The organism is Lacrimispora sanguinis, from assembly GCF_044987295.1.
In the GTDB taxonomy this organism is placed as follows: domain Bacteria; phylum Bacillota; class Clostridia; order Lachnospirales; family Lachnospiraceae; genus Lacrimispora; species Lacrimispora celerecrescens_B.
Map to the genome: position 1 here is coordinate 3573298 of NZ_CP173277.1, position 15807 is coordinate 3589104.

The 15807-nt window shown below is 45.0% G+C and carries 15 protein-coding genes; 13 read left to right on the top strand and 2 right to left on the bottom strand.

Annotated elements, in window-relative coordinates; translation table 11 throughout:
* Nucleotides 1-152: 152 nt before the first annotated feature.
* The 3 genes from ACHZES_RS16625 to ACHZES_RS16635 are packed head-to-tail and all read left to right on the top strand — an operon-like array spanning nucleotide 153 to nucleotide 3114.
* A complete protein-coding gene (locus ACHZES_RS16625) occupies nucleotides 153-1667 on the top strand; it encodes a sensor histidine kinase (RefSeq protein WP_038284070.1) in 1515 nt (504 codons plus the stop codon).
* A complete protein-coding gene (locus ACHZES_RS16630; protein ID WP_038284071.1) occupies nucleotides 1664-2353 on the top strand; it encodes a response regulator transcription factor in 690 nt (229 codons plus the stop codon). Before ACHZES_RS16625 ends, ACHZES_RS16630 begins: the two co-directional genes overlap by 4 nt.
* 2 nt (nucleotides 2354-2355) lie before the next feature.
* Complete coding sequence (locus ACHZES_RS16635; RefSeq protein ID WP_038284072.1) at nucleotides 2356-3114, top strand: DUF6062 family protein; 759 nt, start codon at nucleotides 2356-2358, stop codon at nucleotides 3112-3114.
* A gap of 3 nt (nucleotides 3115-3117) precedes the next feature.
* Here ACHZES_RS16635 and ACHZES_RS16640 read toward each other — a convergent pair whose 3' ends face one another.
* Nucleotides 3118-3963, bottom strand: coding sequence for a helix-turn-helix domain-containing protein (locus ACHZES_RS16640; RefSeq protein WP_395547078.1), 846 nt, complete (start codon nucleotides 3961-3963; stop codon nucleotides 3118-3120).
* Nucleotides 3964-4085: 122 nt separating this feature from the next.
* Here ACHZES_RS16640 and ACHZES_RS16645 point away from each other — a divergent pair, with 122 nt between their 5' ends.
* From ACHZES_RS16645 to ACHZES_RS16665, 5 genes are all read left to right on the top strand, one after another.
* The gene (locus tag ACHZES_RS16645; RefSeq protein WP_395547077.1) at nucleotides 4086-5105 is read left to right on the top strand and encodes a Gfo/Idh/MocA family protein; all 1020 of its coding nucleotides are present in this window, start codon (nucleotides 4086-4088) and stop codon (nucleotides 5103-5105) included.
* Nucleotides 5106-5108: 3 nt separating this feature from the next.
* Nucleotides 5109-6263: a Gfo/Idh/MocA family protein gene (locus ACHZES_RS16650; RefSeq protein WP_154526388.1), complete on the top strand. Its 1155-nt coding sequence runs from the start codon at nucleotides 5109-5111 to the stop codon at nucleotides 6261-6263.
* Between the two features lie 32 nt (nucleotides 6264-6295).
* Nucleotides 6296-7183: a sugar phosphate isomerase/epimerase family protein gene (locus ACHZES_RS16655; protein ID WP_404820249.1), complete on the top strand. Its 888-nt coding sequence runs from the start codon at nucleotides 6296-6298 to the stop codon at nucleotides 7181-7183.
* A gap of 138 nt (nucleotides 7184-7321) precedes the next feature.
* The gene (locus ACHZES_RS16660) at nucleotides 7322-7513 is read left to right on the top strand and encodes a hypothetical protein (protein WP_038284077.1); all 192 of its coding nucleotides are present in this window, start codon (nucleotides 7322-7324) and stop codon (nucleotides 7511-7513) included.
* 21 nt (nucleotides 7514-7534) lie between these two features.
* Nucleotides 7535-8173: an SGNH/GDSL hydrolase family protein gene (locus tag ACHZES_RS16665; RefSeq protein WP_395547076.1), complete on the top strand. Its 639-nt coding sequence runs from the start codon at nucleotides 7535-7537 to the stop codon at nucleotides 8171-8173.
* A gap of 108 nt (nucleotides 8174-8281) precedes the next feature.
* Here ACHZES_RS16665 and ACHZES_RS16670 read toward each other — a convergent pair whose 3' ends face one another.
* Nucleotides 8282-9058, bottom strand: coding sequence for a DeoR/GlpR family DNA-binding transcription regulator (locus ACHZES_RS16670; protein WP_395547075.1), 777 nt, complete (start codon nucleotides 9056-9058; stop codon nucleotides 8282-8284).
* Between the two features lie 226 nt (nucleotides 9059-9284).
* On the opposite strand from ACHZES_RS16670, the gene ACHZES_RS16675 reads away from it, so the two are divergent.
* The 5 genes from ACHZES_RS16675 to iolE all read left to right on the top strand — a co-directional run bounded on the left by ACHZES_RS16675 (nucleotide 9285) and on the right by iolE (nucleotide 15778).
* Nucleotides 9285-10133 (top strand): class II fructose-bisphosphate aldolase, encoded by an 849-nt coding sequence (locus ACHZES_RS16675; protein WP_395547074.1) that lies wholly within the window; start codon nucleotides 9285-9287, stop codon nucleotides 10131-10133.
* 13 nt (nucleotides 10134-10146) lie between these two features.
* Nucleotides 10147-11715, top strand: coding sequence for a CoA-acylating methylmalonate-semialdehyde dehydrogenase (locus ACHZES_RS16680; RefSeq protein WP_395547073.1), 1569 nt, complete (start codon nucleotides 10147-10149; stop codon nucleotides 11713-11715).
* A 120-nt stretch (nucleotides 11716-11835) separates the two neighbouring features.
* On the top strand, nucleotides 11836-12870 hold the full coding sequence (gene iolC, locus ACHZES_RS16685; protein WP_154526394.1) for a 5-dehydro-2-deoxygluconokinase: 1035 nt from the start codon (nucleotides 11836-11838) through the stop codon (nucleotides 12868-12870).
* A gap of 21 nt (nucleotides 12871-12891) precedes the next feature.
* Nucleotides 12892-14823, top strand: a complete 1932-nt coding sequence (gene iolD / locus ACHZES_RS16690) for a 3D-(3,5/4)-trihydroxycyclohexane-1,2-dione acylhydrolase (decyclizing) (protein WP_395547072.1) — start codon at nucleotides 12892-12894, stop codon at nucleotides 14821-14823.
* Nucleotides 14824-14878: 55 nt separating this feature from the next.
* A complete protein-coding gene (gene iolE, locus ACHZES_RS16695; RefSeq protein WP_395547071.1) occupies nucleotides 14879-15778 on the top strand; it encodes a myo-inosose-2 dehydratase in 900 nt (299 codons plus the stop codon).
* Nucleotides 15779-15807: the final 29 nt, after the last annotated feature.

A 15807-nucleotide genomic window follows, 5' to 3' on the forward strand; every position in this document is an offset into this window, starting at 1 on the left:
GGAATCAGCCGAAAGTCTTCGTTTCCTGGTAAATTTCGGGAATTATGCAAAAATGCCTTAAATTTTAGAATTGTTTTATAAATTCTCTTGTCCATGTGTGTTATAATACCCCTAAGAAATATTAAATTTTCGTTATAAATAAAGTTCAGAGCATGGGAGAGACGAGAAAAGTGAAATTAAGATTAAGAACCCGTCTTGTTGTAGCATTTTTGATTATAACGGTAATCCCCCTAATCCTGATCTTTGCAGTGGTGGCAGGGCTTGGCAATTACCAGATGAAGGCGTTCCGCAAAGCCTATGATATAACGGAGCAGATTGATCTTCTGTCAAGCAATTCCCTGCAGTTATTTAACCGCCTGACCCGGTCGGAACAAAGGGAAATCAGCCAGATCCTACAAAGTGATCCAGGGCAGTTTCAGGATCCGGTTTATTTGGAATCACTTAATGAGAATCTGGTATCAAAGTATGCCTATATGATCGTTCGAAAGGGAGATTCCCTGATTTTTGACGGGAACAGCCATATCACCCAGGGTCTTTATGACCAGCTTCCTAAATATGAGGAAATAGACAGCACCGTTGACGGTGCCATTTATCTGGATGGGGAAACACAGCATCTGGTAAAACAGATGGACTTTATGTATCCCGATGGGGACAGGGGGAGCGTATTCATTGTTTCCAATGTAAATGGTCTTCTTCCCGAGATCAAGGTCATGATGGCGGAGATGCTGACGGCCATCATTATGATCATCGTGTTTACCGATGCGATTCTCATGATGTGGGTATACCGGTCTGTGGTAAGTCCCCTTGGGCGGCTTCAAACCGCCACCAAGAATATACGGGATGGAAATCTGGATTTCTCTCTTGAGGTGGAGAATGACGATGAGATCGGACAGCTTTGCCAGGATTTTGAAGAGATGAGGATCCGCTTAAAGGAATCTGCGGAAGAAAAGGTGGAGTATGATAAGGAGAACAAGGAGCTGATCAGCAATATTTCCCATGATCTAAAGACCCCCATTACAGCCATTAAGGGATATGTGGAGGGAATCATGGATGGAGTTGCTTCCTCCCCGGAAAAGCTGGACCGTTATATTCGCACCATCTACAACAAGGCCAATGACATGGATAAGCTGATTGATGAATTGACCTTTTATTCAAAAATTGACACCAATAAAATTCCCTATACCTTTTCCAAGATCAACGTAGCAGGCTATTTCAGAGACTGCGTGGATGAAGTGGGACTTGAGATGGAAGACCGCAGCATTGAGCTTGGATATTTTAATTATGTGGATGAGGATGTGATGGTCATCGCGGATGCGGAGCAGCTGCGCCGTGTCATTAATAATATTGTCAGCAATTCTGTAAAATATATGGATAAGAGGAGTGGGATCATCAACATCCGGATTAAGGATGTGGGAGACTTTATCCAGGTGGAGATTGAGGACAACGGAAAAGGGATTCCGGCAAAGGATCTGCCCAGTATTTTTGACCGGTTTTACCGCACGGATTCATCCAGAAATTCCTCTCAGGGCGGAAGCGGAATCGGCCTGTCCATTGTTAAAAAGATCATTGAGGATCACGGAGGCCGGATCTGGGCTACCAGTAAGGAAGGCATTGGAACGGAGATACATTTTGTTTTGAGAAAATACCAGGAGGTCATACAGGAATGAGCAGAATTCTGATAGTAGAAGATGAAGAAAGCATTGCAGAGCTGGAGAAAGATTATCTGGAGCTGAGTGGATTTGAGGTTGAGATTGAGAATAACGGAGAAGCAGGACTTCATAAGGCTCTCCATGAGGACTTTGATCTGGTGATCCTTGATCTGATGCTGCCGGGAATGGATGGCTTTGAAATATGCAGGAAGGTCAGGGAAGTAAAAAACACCCCGATCATTATGGTCTCTGCAAAAAAAGAGGATATTGATAAAATCCGGGGCTTAGGTCTGGGAGCGGATGATTACATCACAAAACCCTTCAGCCCAAGTGAAATGGTTGCCCGTGTAAAAGCCCATCTGGCCCGTTATGAGAGGCTGATTGGAAGCGGAGTACCGGACAATGAGATCGTTGAGATCCGAGGCCTTAAAGTTGATAAAACAGCCAGACGGGTATGGATCAATGGAGAGGAAAAGAATTTTACCACAAAGGAATTTGACTTATTAACCTTCCTTGCCCAGAATCCAAACCATGTATTTACGAAGGAAGAGCTGTTTAATAAAATATGGGATATGGAATCCATCGGTGATATCGCTACCGTTACCGTCCATATCAAAAAGATCAGAGAAAAAATCGAATTTAATACGGCTAAACCCCAGTATATTGAGACCATCTGGGGAGTCGGTTACCGATTTAAGGTATAAAAATGAAAGAAAAATTATATGAGATACCGCTAAATGACGCCATGGATGCTGATGACGAGTGCCTGTTCTGCTTTCTAGAGAGAAAAGCGGAGCAGGAGCTTATGGATTTTGCATTAGGTTCCTGTGCGTCCTATATGGAAAGCGATACAAGAGAAGCCACAGACCGTTCGGGGTTTTGCCGGGTCCATCAAAAGAAAATGTTTGATTACGGAAATGCTTTAGGAAACGGCTGGATCTTAAAAACCTATTATAAGAAACTGATAAGGGAAATGAAGGAGGAATTTAAGGAGTTTACTCCCGGAAAAACCTCCTTAAAAGACCGTTTTACGGGTAAGACAGGAAATGGCAATTCCGTCAGCGCCTGGATTGAAGGGAAAGAGAAGACCTGCTATATATGCGACCGGTTTTCTGAAAGCTATGAGCGCTATGTGGCAACCTTTTTCCATCTTTATAAAAAGGATTCTGTTTTTCGGGAAAAACTTGAGAAAAGCAGAGGATTCTGCCTCCACCACTTTGCTGACTTATGCAGTGGAGCAGATAAATATTTAAGTGACAAGGAGCGGAAGGAATTTTATCCTGTCATTTTTCAGATCATGGAGCAAAATATGGAGCGGGTATCCGGTGATATCGACTGGTTCATTGAGAAATTTGATTATTTAAACAAAGATGCGGATTGGAAGCAGTCAAAGGATGCCGTCCAGCGTGGAATGCAAAAGCTGCGGGGCGGATACCCGGCAGATCCTGCCTATAAACAGCGGTAAGCTTTACCGGCTAAGGCGCTTAAACTGTCCGGGCGTATAACCTGTGGTCTGGCGGAAGGTGCGGATAAAGTTGGAGTAATCGTGAAAACCTGATAAATGGCAGGCTTCTAAAACCGTATGTCCCTGGGAAAGCAGCTCCTTTGCCAGAGCCACCCGTTTCACCACGATATACTGAAAGATGCTGCTTTCTGTCTCGGATTTAAACAAATGACTGATATAATATTTATCAAGGGAAAGAGCCTGGGAGATGGAATCCAGGGTCATGGGCGTTGTTAAATTTTTGTCAATATAACTCATAATTGCCTGGGCCCTGTGTGGTTTCGGGGCGGTCCTTAAAGGACTTGTCTTTTGCCAGGCACTGTTAATAAGAATAAGGATCTGGATCAATGTGGTCATTGCCGTTAAGTCGCTGCCGTAGGTGCAGCGATTTTTTATTGTCTCATGAAGACACTGAGCCATGGAAACCAGGCGCCCGTATTCTTCGTTTGAAAGCAGGACCAGGTTGCCTGTGGCAGGCTCCCGGTGGAAACATTCTAACAGGTTGGTGTCAGGAGTACAATAAGGCCGGATAAAGGCAGGATTTACGTGAATGACAAGGCGGGTAAATGCTTCGCTTGTGGTGTTAATGGCCTTATGGATCTCCCGGTTGGAAAACAGGATTAAGTTTCCAGGGTTCATATCATAGCACGCATTTTCCACAAAATATTGGATATGGCCGTCCATGAGCAGATAGATTTCATGGCTGTTGTGCATGTGAAAATCCACATTTCCGGCGATCTGGCTGGTGGTAAAATCACAGCTGAAAGGCTCTGAAAATTCACTGTAATGATAAAGGCTCTCCTTTTTCATGGCTTCCTCCTGAAATAGACAATATATGCATACTTCTAGTCAATATACGCAAACAAATTGCGTTAAAAACAGTATATAATAAATCTATCATAGAAAGAGGAAAAAGAAAAGAGGAGGTAATCATGGTTCGGGTTGGGATAATCGGCTGCGGAAACATCGGGGGAGTTCACGCCATGGTACTGAATGAAGTAAAACAGGCCAGACTCTGTGCTTTTGCGGATATCCGCTTGGAACGGGCAGAGGAATATTCGGTCCGATTTACGGACGGAACGGCTAAGGCTTATGATTCTATGGAGGATATGCTTGAGAAGGAAGCGCTTGACGTGGTACATATCTGCACTCCCCACTACTGCCATGTGCCCATGACAGCAAAGGCCTTAAAGAAAGGGCTTCATGTATTCATGGAGAAGCCGCCTGCCATAAGCAGAGAGCAATTCGATGAGCTTTTGAAAGTTTCCGGCCGGAGCACTGGCAGGTTAGGCATCTGTTTTCAGAACCGGTATAATGAAACAACAAGAAAGGTAAATGAGCTTTTGGCCCAGGGGACCCTCGGGAAGATAAAAGGCGGAAGGGCCTTTGTTACCTGGCACAGGGATGCTCCCTATTATACAGAGAGCGGCTGGAGGGGAAAGCTTGAGACAGAGGGCGGAGGGGCGTTGATCAACCAATCCATTCATGCCCTGGATCTGCTTCTTTCCTGGCTTGGAAAACCAGTGAGAACAGAGGCGTCCATGAGCAATCATCATCTGAAAGGGATCGTAGAGGTAGAGGACACCCTGGAAGCCTATATGACATTTTCAGAAGGAATGGATCCGGTAAGCGCCAGCTTTTATGCCACTACGGCTTATGCTATGGATGCACCGGTTTTCTTAGAGCTTGCCTGTGAAAAAGGATTTGTCCGTCTGGAAGGAAACTCTGTTTGGTATCAGACGGAAGGTCAGGAGGAGCCAGTGGTATGGAAGGCGAAAAAGTCTTCTCTGTTTGGAAAGTCCTATTGGGGCAGCGGACACGAAGCCTGTATCAGAGATTTTTATGATTGTTTAGAAACCGGGAAGGCCTATTTCAATGACCTTACCTCGGTTCAGAATACATTTTACACCATGATGGATATTTACGATTCTGCAAGAAATGAGGGGAGATAGGACATGGATAAGGTAAGACTTGGTATTATTGGAATTGGAAACATGGGCAGCGGCCACTTAAAGAACATTCTGGAGGGAAAGGTCCCGGAGATGGAAGTGACTGCAGTGGCGGACCGTCAGGAAAGCAGAAGGACCTGGGCAAAGGAGAATCTGCCGGAGGCGGTAGTTATTTTTGAGGAAGGAAAGGATTTAATTGCAGCAGGCGTATGTGACGGAGTCTTAATTGCAGTTCCTCATTACCAGCACCCCGAACTGACCATTGATGCCATGAACCACGGGCTTCATGTCATGTGTGAAAAGCCCGCCGGAGTTTACACCAAGCAGGTTCGGGAAATGAACGACGCGGCCCAAAAATGCGACCGGGTCTTTGGCATGATGTTCAACCAGAGGACCAACTGTATTTACCGGAAAATGCATGAACTTGTAACAAGTGGTGAACTAGGAGCCATCAAGCGGGTCAACTGGATCGTAACGGACTGGTACCGCACCCAGTCCTATTATGACTCAGGGAGCTGGAGAGCTACCTGGGATGGAGAAGGCGGCGGCGTACTGTTAAATCAGTGTCCTCACAACATGGATTTAATCCAGTGGATCTGTGGAATGCCAAGTAAGGTGCAGGCATTCTGCCATAACGGGAAATGGCATGATATTGAAGTGGAAGATGATGTCACGGCTTATTTGGAGTACCCAAACGGGGCTACGGGAGTTTTTGTTACCACAACCGCAGATGCTCCTGGGACAAACCGGTTTGAGATCACTTTGGAGATGGGGAAGCTGGTCTGTGAAAATGGCAAGCTCATGCTTCATAAGCTGTCTGAAAACGAGCGCACCTTCTGCAAAACGGCAAAGGGCGGATTTGATACTCCGGAATGTACGGTGACAGAGGTTGAAACGGACGGAGAGAATGAACAGCATGTTGGAGTTTTAAAGGCATTTACAGGCAGGATCCTTCATGGTACACCCCTTGTTGCAGAAGGTTTGGAAGGAATTAATGGTCTGACCTTATCGAATGCCATGCATTTATCCAGCTGGTTAAAGCGGGAAGTGGAGATCCCCTTTGATGAAGATTTATTCTTAGAAGAGCTTAATAAGCGCCGCAGAGAATCCAGGAAAAAAGAAGGGTCCGGCGTGGTATTTGACACAGAAGGAAGCTATTAAGAAATACAGGTATCCCATTATGCCCAAAGGACATGGGCAATAAAGAGGAAATTAAAAAAGGAGAAACGATTATGTGGGATGGAATTCTATTATCTGGTTTTGCAGATGAAATCGATATGGACTTAGGAAAGCAGATAGAAGTATTAAAGAAGCTGGATATTCATCATGTGGAAATGCGGGGTGTAAACGGCAAGGGCCTGGTTGAATATTCTATCAATGAAGCAAAGGAAATCAAAAAGCAGCTTGATGAGGCAGGCATCCGTTTATCTTCCGTTGGTTCTCCCATTGGAAAAATAAAAATCACCGATGATTTTGCCCCTCACATGGAGCTTTACAAGCATACCGTGGAAATCGCTCATTTGATGGATGTCCCATACATCCGTATGTTCAGCTTCTTCATGCCTGAGAATGAAAGCTATGCTCCTTACCGGGGAAAGGTCATGGATCAGCTGGGACAGTTTGTAGATTATGCTAAGGCCAGCCAGGCCATACTTCTTCATGAGAATGAAAAGGATATCTACGGAGATGTTGCAGACCGCTGTCTGGAAATTATGAAGGAATTCTATGGGGATCATTTTAAGGCAGTCTTTGACTTTGCAAATTTTGTTCAGTGCAAACAGAATACTCTGGAAGCTTATGAGATGTTAAAGTCCTACATCGCCTATATTCATGTAAAGGATGCCCTGTGGTCTGATGCCAGTGTGGTTCCGGCAGGCATGGGAGACGGACATGTGGAAGAAATCTTAAAGACTCTGAAAGCTGGAGGATATCAGGGATTTTTATCTTTAGAGCCTCATTTAAGTGATTTTGCCGGATTTGATGCCCTGGAGCAGAATGCTTCCCAGAAGAAAAAGATGAGCGGAGAAGAAGCATTTACTTTAGCATACGAATCCCTTAAAAAGATATTGGAAAAAATCTAAGCATAATATTCAACCAGGGCGTGTCTTAAACGAAATGTTAGACACGCCCCGGACCAGTAATAGAGATGTTGATGAGTCGCGATAATCTTTTCCAGGTTACTTCTATTTGCAGAGCATCGAACTGCCGGTATTGATATCGTGGAATATAAGGAAGGTGTGGCATGGCTTATCAGATATTTGGGCTTTTTTGTTGTGGGCCAATTATCAGGGGCAAAGGCAGCGCTTGAGTTTATAAAATCAAATCCTGTTGATATGATTGTAAGCGATATAATTTCCAGTATCCCTGGACATGAAACACGTATCGAATTTTTTGTTCAGATAAATGAATAATTTATCTAAAGGAGAAGAGAAATGAAAGAATACTTTAAACACGGTACCAAAGTACTTTTTTATGGGGACAGCATTACCGATGCATCACGGGATAGGGAAAATCCCCTTCATATGGGATATGGTTATGCAAATAAGATTGCGGACATTTACACCTCTTTATACCCAAACAGCGGCGTACAGTTTTATAACAGGGGCATTGGAGGAAACAGGCTGTCGGATCTGCTTGATCGTTATCATGAAGATGTATGTCCGGTAAAACCGGACTTTGTTTCAGTCCTTGTAGGGATCAATGACACCTGGCGAAGATATGATCGTGGGCTTATCGTTACAGAAGCTGATTTTGAGAAACAATACCGGGATTTACTGGGGCGTATCCGTTTGGATTTCCTTCAATCCCCTATCATGGTGATTGAACCGTTTCTTTTACCCACAGACCCGGAAAAAACAGTTTATTGGGAAGATCTCACCCCTAAGATTGAAATCGTAAAGAGTCTTGCAAAAGAAATGGCTGACTTTTATCTTCCTTCCGGACAACTGTTTGATGAGGCGATGAAGGATGGATACTCTCCTTTCCAGCTTTCAGAAGATGGAGTACACCCTACAAATACAGGACATGCGTATCTTGCAGTTAAGTGGCTTCAAATGGTTGGTGTATTGTAAACTGCGGACATATCAAAATTAAATAGAGCACTAAAAAAGCGTAACCATGAGTTTGGTAAAAAAGGACTCTTGGATACGCTTTTCTAATAGGAAGAAGAAAACTACGGTTTATAGTTCAGGAGCAATCTCAATGACGCAGCCCAATTCCTTACAGCTGGAACTGAAATCATCATCAGGCGTCCGTTCGGTTAAGATAGAATCAAACTGTCCGATGTCTCCGTACGTCATGAGAGATGCCCGTCCGAATTTTGAGGAATCTGCCAGAAGATAATGCTTCTGGCTCTTTTTTAATGCTGTTTTCTTGATGGTGTACTCTTCTGTGGAAGCGTTACAGACTCCGGCCTGAAGGGAAACTCCTGTACAGGCCATAAATGCCCGGATAATATTATAATCCTCTAAGTATTCCACACATGAGCTGCCGACTAAGGAAGCAGTATCTCTTTTTAAAGACCCGGGCAGGACGATTACGTTAATGTAAGGATAATTCATGGCTTTGTTGATGACCTGGATGCTGTTGGTAATGACCGTAACCGTGGTCAAATGGGACAGATGATCCACAATATTCATGGTAGTGGTTCCGCTGTCAATGAATATGATATCCCGCTCCCGTACATAAGAGGCGGCAAGTGCGGCAATTCTCTGCTTGCTTTGGGCATTTCTGCCTGCGCGTTCATGGAATGCAACCAGATTCGGGACAGAGGACGCATTCTCACATGCGATGACACCTCCATAGACTTTTTCCACGCTGCCTCGGGCAACAAGGATTTCTAAATCCCTGCGAAGGGTGTTTTTTGAAATTTCAAATTCTTCACACAGGGCATCAATAGAGGCTGTCTTGTGCTCCAGAATATATTGTTCCAGTTGGTCGATTCGGGAAATTCTCATAGTTGTACTCCTTGCTCAGCTGTCTCTCTGACATACTGTTATGGTTAGATTATAACAGATGTACAAGAAAATATCAAGAAGTAACCAAGACATTACCACAAAGTTACCCAAAATAGAAAAAAATTAAAAGATTATCTTGACCGTTCCCGTGATAAGTGCTAAAATATAACCAAGATGTTACATAAACTAAATCAAAATATACCCATAAAGTAAAAGGAGAAGAAATATGGGATTAGTAAAAATGAAGGAATTGCTGAATCAGGCCTCTGAAAATAACAGGGCGGTCGGAGCCTTCAGTGTGGGAAACCTTGAGATGGTGAAGGGAGCTGTAAAGGCAGCGGAAGATATGAATGCCTCCATTATCTTACAGATCGCGGAAGTTCGTCTTCCCCATTCCCCGCTCTCTCTGATGGGACCTATGATGGTAGAGGCGGCGAGACATTCTAAGGTTGATATCGCAGTTCATCTGGATCACGGCAAGACCATACAGGTGTTAAAACAGGCTCTGGATTATGGGTTCACCTCCGTAATGATAGATGGTTCCCATCTTCCCTTTGAGGAGAATATGGCAGAAACCCTGGAAGCGGTCAACCTCGCCAGAGTATATGGAGCAACCGTGGAAGCGGAGCTGGGTCTGGTGGGCGGCAGTGAAGATGGGAGCACGGATGGGGGAATCCGCTGTACCAATCCTGAGGATGCCAGAATTTTTTGCGAGAGGACCGGTGTGGATGCACTGGCAGTAGCGATCGGCAATGCCCACGGCAATTATCCGGTGGCTCCCAGACTGGCTTTTGATGTACTGGAAGCCATTGATCAGAAAATTGATGTTCCTCTGGTTCTTCACGGCGGGACCGGAATTACTCCAGAGGATTTCCGGAAGGCCATAGGTCTTGGAATCCGGAAGATCAATATTGCAACAGCAAGCTTTGACAGTCTTACAAAAGAAGCGGAAAAGTATCTGGAATCGGAAGGCAAGCATGATTATTTCGGACTGAATGAAGCGATGGTCCGGGGAGTGTATGAGAATGTAAAGCAGCATATCCGGATCTTTCAATGTGTGGAGCCGCTTACATAAATCAGTATGAAACATGAAATCAAACCGCTTAAAGCAGCCATTAAGCGAAGAGAAAGGAATGGATATAAAAATGGGAGAAGTTAAAAAATTAAAGTTTCTTGTAAATGGACAGTGGAAGGAATCAAAGACAGAGAAGTATTCTGATGCTTACGATCCCAGTACCGGCGAAGTAATTGCTAAGGTACCATGCTGTACCAAAGCAGAAGTAGAGGAAGCCGTAGAGGCAGCCAAAGCGGCGTTCCCGTCATGGTCATCTACCCCTGTAATAAAGAGAGTTCAGGTACTTTATAAGCTCAGGGATCTGCTCATAGAGCATATGGATGAACTGACTATGCTGGTGGCAAAAGAGAATGGTAAAAGTTGGGAAGAGGCTCAGGGTGATGTACTGAAAGCCAAAGAAGGTACTGAACAGGCTATAAGTGCTCCGTCACTGATGATGGGAGACAGCCTGATGGACGCTTCCAGCGGATTTGATACGGTACTGTACCGTATGCCTCTTGGTGTATTTGCCGGTATCATCCCATTTAATTTCCCTGCAATGATACCGATGGGCTGGATGACCCCTATGTGTATCGCCTGCGGCAACACCATCGTACTGAAAGCCGCTTCCTTTACCCCTCAGTCCTGTATGCGTATAGCAGAACTGTATAAAGAAGCAGGACTGCCGGACGGCGTTATTAATATTGTCACTTGCTCCAGAAACGAAGCAGAGATTCTTCTCACTCATCCCGACATCAAAGGAATCAGCTTTGTAGGTTCTACATCCGTAGGTATGCATATCTATTCAACAGCTGCAGCTACGGGCAAGAGAGTTCAGGCTCTCTGCGAAGCAAAGAACCATGCTTTGGTGTTAAATGATGCTCCGGTCAAGAGGGTAGCGGCTGGAATCATTAATTCCTCATTCGGTTGTGCAGGAGAAAGATGTATGGCTCTCCCTGTTGTGGTAGCCCAGGAGGGAATTGCTGATGCCCTTGTGGCGGAAATAATCGCTCAGGCCAAGACTCTTAAAGTAGGTCCGGCGTATGATAAAAGTACAAAACTCGGCCCGGTGGTAAATCAGGCTCATAAAGATTCCATCTTAAAGTGGATTGAGACAGGAATAGAAGAAGGCGCAGAGCTTATACTGGATGGACGGGACATTGTAGTCGAAGGCTATGAAAACGGATTTTACATAGGGCCGACCATATTCGACCATGTGGCTCCAGGCATGAGTATAGGGGAAAAAGAAATCTTCGGACCGGTGCTGTGCATCAAGAGAGTGAAGACTTTTGAAGAGGGATTAGAGATCATGAATGCCAATCCATATGCAAATGGTTCTGTTATCTTTACGCAGAATGGTCACTATGCCAGAGAGTTTGCAAGACACACCGACGGTGGTATGATCGGCATCAACGTTGGAATTCCTGTTCCGGTAGGAATGTTTCCTTTCAACGGCAAAAAGCTGTCATTCATCGGAGATCTGCACTGCTTAGGCAAGGATGGATTCCGCTTCTTCACAGAAAATAAAGTTGTTACCAGCAGGTGGTTCGACGAAGAAACCGGAGAATCTACAAACGTAAATACCTGGGATGGTACAATCTAAAAAATGCCGGCCAATGATAGATAAAAACGCCCTGCAAGGCGGATTAAGACCTTGCAGTGTGTTTTTTCGTTCCATGAAATGGCTGCTGATCATGCAAAACGGGATGGGAGAGATGTAACGATGGAATATGTAAGATTTGATGAAACCAGAGAAATGGACTTAATTCTTCTTGGAAGGGTAGCAATTGATTTTAATCCGGCTTACAATGAGTATGTGAAAGAAGAATTCAAGCCTTTAAAGAAAGTGCACATGTTTGAAAAGTTCGTGGGCGGTTCTCCGGCTAACATCGCCGTAGGTGTGACCAGACATGGCATGAAAGCAGGATTTATCGGGAAAGTTTCAGATGACCAGTTCGGTGAATTTGTAGTGGATTATTTTAACGAACAGGGGATCGATACTTCTCATATTACAAAATGCAAAAATGGTGAAAAGCTGGGACTGACTTTTACAGAAATGCTCTCTTCCAGTGAAAGTAATATCCTGATGTATCGGAACTGCATTGCTGACTTACAGCTGGACGTTGAAGATATCGATGAAGCGTATATCAAAAAGGCAAAAGCAATTTTGATATCAGGTACGGCGCTTGCACAAAGCCCGTCAAGAGAAGCAGCTCTTAAGGCAGTCATGCTGGCGAAGAGGAACGATGTCAGAATTATCTTTGATATCGATTACAGAGCCTATAACTGGAAAAATGCGGATGAAATATCCATATACTACTCTGCAGTTGCCAAAGAAGCTGACATTATTATGGGCTCAAGAGAAGAATTTGACTTAACGGAGAAACTGATCAAACCAGGCATGACAGACGAAGAAAGTGCAGCTCTATGGCAGGGTTATCGTGCAAGGATCGTGGTCATCAAGCATGGAATGAAAGGGTCTACGGCTTATACTTATGACGGACAGTCATTTTCCATCAAACCGTTCCCGGTGGAAGCCAGAAAGGGATTTGGCGGCGGCGACGGATATGGTTCAGGGTTCCTTTATGGCCTGTATCAGGGCTGGGACATCATAGACTGCCTGGAATTTGGCTCTGCAGAGGCCTCCATGATGGTAAAAAGCAATAACTGTTCGGATTCCCTGCCGACTCCGGAGGAGGTACATGCATTTATAAAAGAAGAAAAGGAAAAGTTTGGTGAAATGATTGCCCGTGTATAAAAAAGTAAAGGAGAGCGGAACATGTCAAAAACAATCAGAATGACAACAGCACAGGCACTTGTGAAGTTCCTGGATAACCAGTATGTTTCTGTCGATGGAGTGGAAACAAAGTTCGTTGAAGGTGTTTTTACTATTTTCGGTCATGGAATCGCAGTTGGCTTAGGAGAGGCTCTGGATACGGACCCTGGACAGCTTAAGGTTCTTCAGGGAAGAAATGAGCAGGGGATGTGCCATACGGCTATTGCCTTTTCAAAGCAGAGCAACCGGAAGAAAATCATTCCGTGTGCTTCATCCGTGGGACCGGGTGCTGCCAATATGGTAACCGCCTGTGCAACCGCAACGGTAAATAATATTCCTCTGCTGGTATTTCCAGCCGATACCTTTGCCTCCAGACAGCCTGATCCGGTATTGCAGCAGCTGGAACAAAGCAGCAGCCTTGCGACCACAACCAATGATGCATTCAAGCCAGTATGCAAATACTGGGACAGAATCACCAGACCGGAGATGATCATGAGCGCTTTGATCAATGCCATGCGTGTGCTGACAGATCCGGCAGAAACCGGGGCATGCTGCATTTCCATTTGTCAGGATGTGGAAGGAGAATCCTATGATTATCCGGATTACTTTTTTAAGAAACGGGTCCACAGGATTACCAGACCTCTTGCGGTAGAAGAAGAGCTTAATGAGATCGCAGACATCCTTGCAGAAGCAAAGAAACCGTTTGTAATCGTAGGCGGAGGAGTCCGCTACTCCGGGGCGGGAGAAACCGTAGAAAAATTCTGTGAAGAATTTAACATACCTTTTGGAGAAACCCAGGGAGGGAAGAGTGCCTGCAAATCAAGCCATCCTTACTGTCTTGGCGGAATCGGAGTTACCGGTACCTATGCTTCCAATGTGATTGCAAAGGATGCGGATGTGGTGATCGCCATCGGAAGCAGGCTAAGTGATTTTACAACAAGCTCAAAGTGGCTGTTTAAAAGGGAAGACGTCCAGTTTATTACCATCAATAACAGCAGATTCCATGCGTACAAAATGGATGCGGTTAAAGCAGTGGGAGATGCGAAGGTAACCGTTCAGGCATTGGCAGAAAAGCTGAGGAAAAAACAGTATGTATCTCAGTATAAAGACGAGATCGCCGATGCAAAAAGAAAATGGGATGAAGAGATGGTGCGTTTGGGCAGCATTGAATACACTGGAGAGGATTTTGAACCCAACATAAAAGCGAGGGATCCCAGAACCATTCCGGAGTTTGTTAAGTTAACCGATGGAAGGCTCACCCAAACAGCTGCACTTGCAGCAATTAGAAGAATCATCGATGAAGATGCTACCATCATTACGGCAGGGGGCTCCCTTCCTAGCTGTATGCAGCGCATGTGGAAGACTGACAAGCGGGGCGGTTACCATGCGGAGTACGGGTACTCCTGTATGGGATATGAAGTGGCAGCCACACTGGGTGTTAAATTTGCAGAGCCGGAAACGGAAGTTTACTGTGTTGTCGGCGATGCCAGCTTCCAGATGTTACATAGTGAAATTATGACCATTATGCAGGAAAGACAGAAGGTCAATATTCTGATATTTGATAACTGCGGCTTTGGCTGCATCAATAATCTGGAAATGAACCATGGGATCGGAAGTCTTGCCACGGAATTCCGCTATACGGATGGGAAGAAGCCCTCAGGGGATTTAATCCCGGTTGATTATGCCAAAATCGGGGAGGGGTATGGTCTGAAAGCTTATACCTGCAGAACCACCAAGGAACTGGAAGAGGCTTTGGAAGATGCAAAAAAACAGGAAAGGGCCTGCCTGTTTGATTTAAAGGTGATCCCCAAAACCATGTCGGATGGTTATGAATCCTGGTGGAACGTAGGAATTGCCACAACCTCGGAAAAGAGCAGTGTGAGAGAGGCGTGGGATAGAGTCTTGGAAGGAAGAAATGAGGCTAGAAAGTATTGATCTGCCGGTAAGTCGGCGGAATAAAAAAATTATATGACAGGGAAGGGATGCAACTATGTTAAATAAGGAGAAAGTAAAATTAGGAATCGCACCGATTGCATGGACCAACGATGATTTGCCGGATCTTGGGAAAGAAAATACCTTTGAACAATGTGTCAGTGAAATGGCCCTGGCAGGTTTTACCGGTTCCGAAGTAGGCAACAAATATCCTAGAGATATTGAGGTATTAAAAAAGGCTTTGGACCTTCGGGGCGTAGAAATCTGCAACGCATGGTTTTCCACCTTTTTAATCAGCAAGCCTTATGAGGAGACGGAAGAAGGATTTGAAAAGCATGTGGCGTTCCTGGCAGCAATGGGAGCCAAGGTTGTAGGCGTTTCCGAGCAGAGCTACAGCACACAGGGATTTCAGGATCAGCCGGTATTTGAAGGAAAGCATGAGATGGATGACAGGGAATGGGGGCTGCTTTGCGAAGGCTTAAACCGTCTTGGAAAGCTTTCCAAAGAAAAATACGGGGTGGCTTTAACCTTCCATCATCATATGGGAACCGTTGTTCAGAGTGCCGCAGAGGTAGAACGCATGATGGGGAACACGGATCCTGAATATGTAAGCCTTTTGTTTGACAGCGGCCATTTTGCATATTGTGGTGAGAACCCGGTTGCCATGGTGGAGAAATATGTGGGACGTATCAAACACGTACATTTAAAGGATATCCGTCCTGAGATTGTAAAAAAGGTAAGAGAGGAAAACATGAGCTTCCTGGCAGGAGTACGGGCAGGTGCATTCACCATTCCGGGAGATGGCTGTGTGGACTTTGATCCTATTTTCAAGGTTCTGGAGGAGGCTTCCTATGAGGGATATATGGTAGTAGAAGCAGAGCAGGATCCTGAAAAGGCAAATCCTCTGGAATACGCCATCCGCGCAAGAAAATTCATTGCTGAAAAGACCGGTCTTTAAGTTGAAAGAAAGAGAAGGAGAAGAAAATT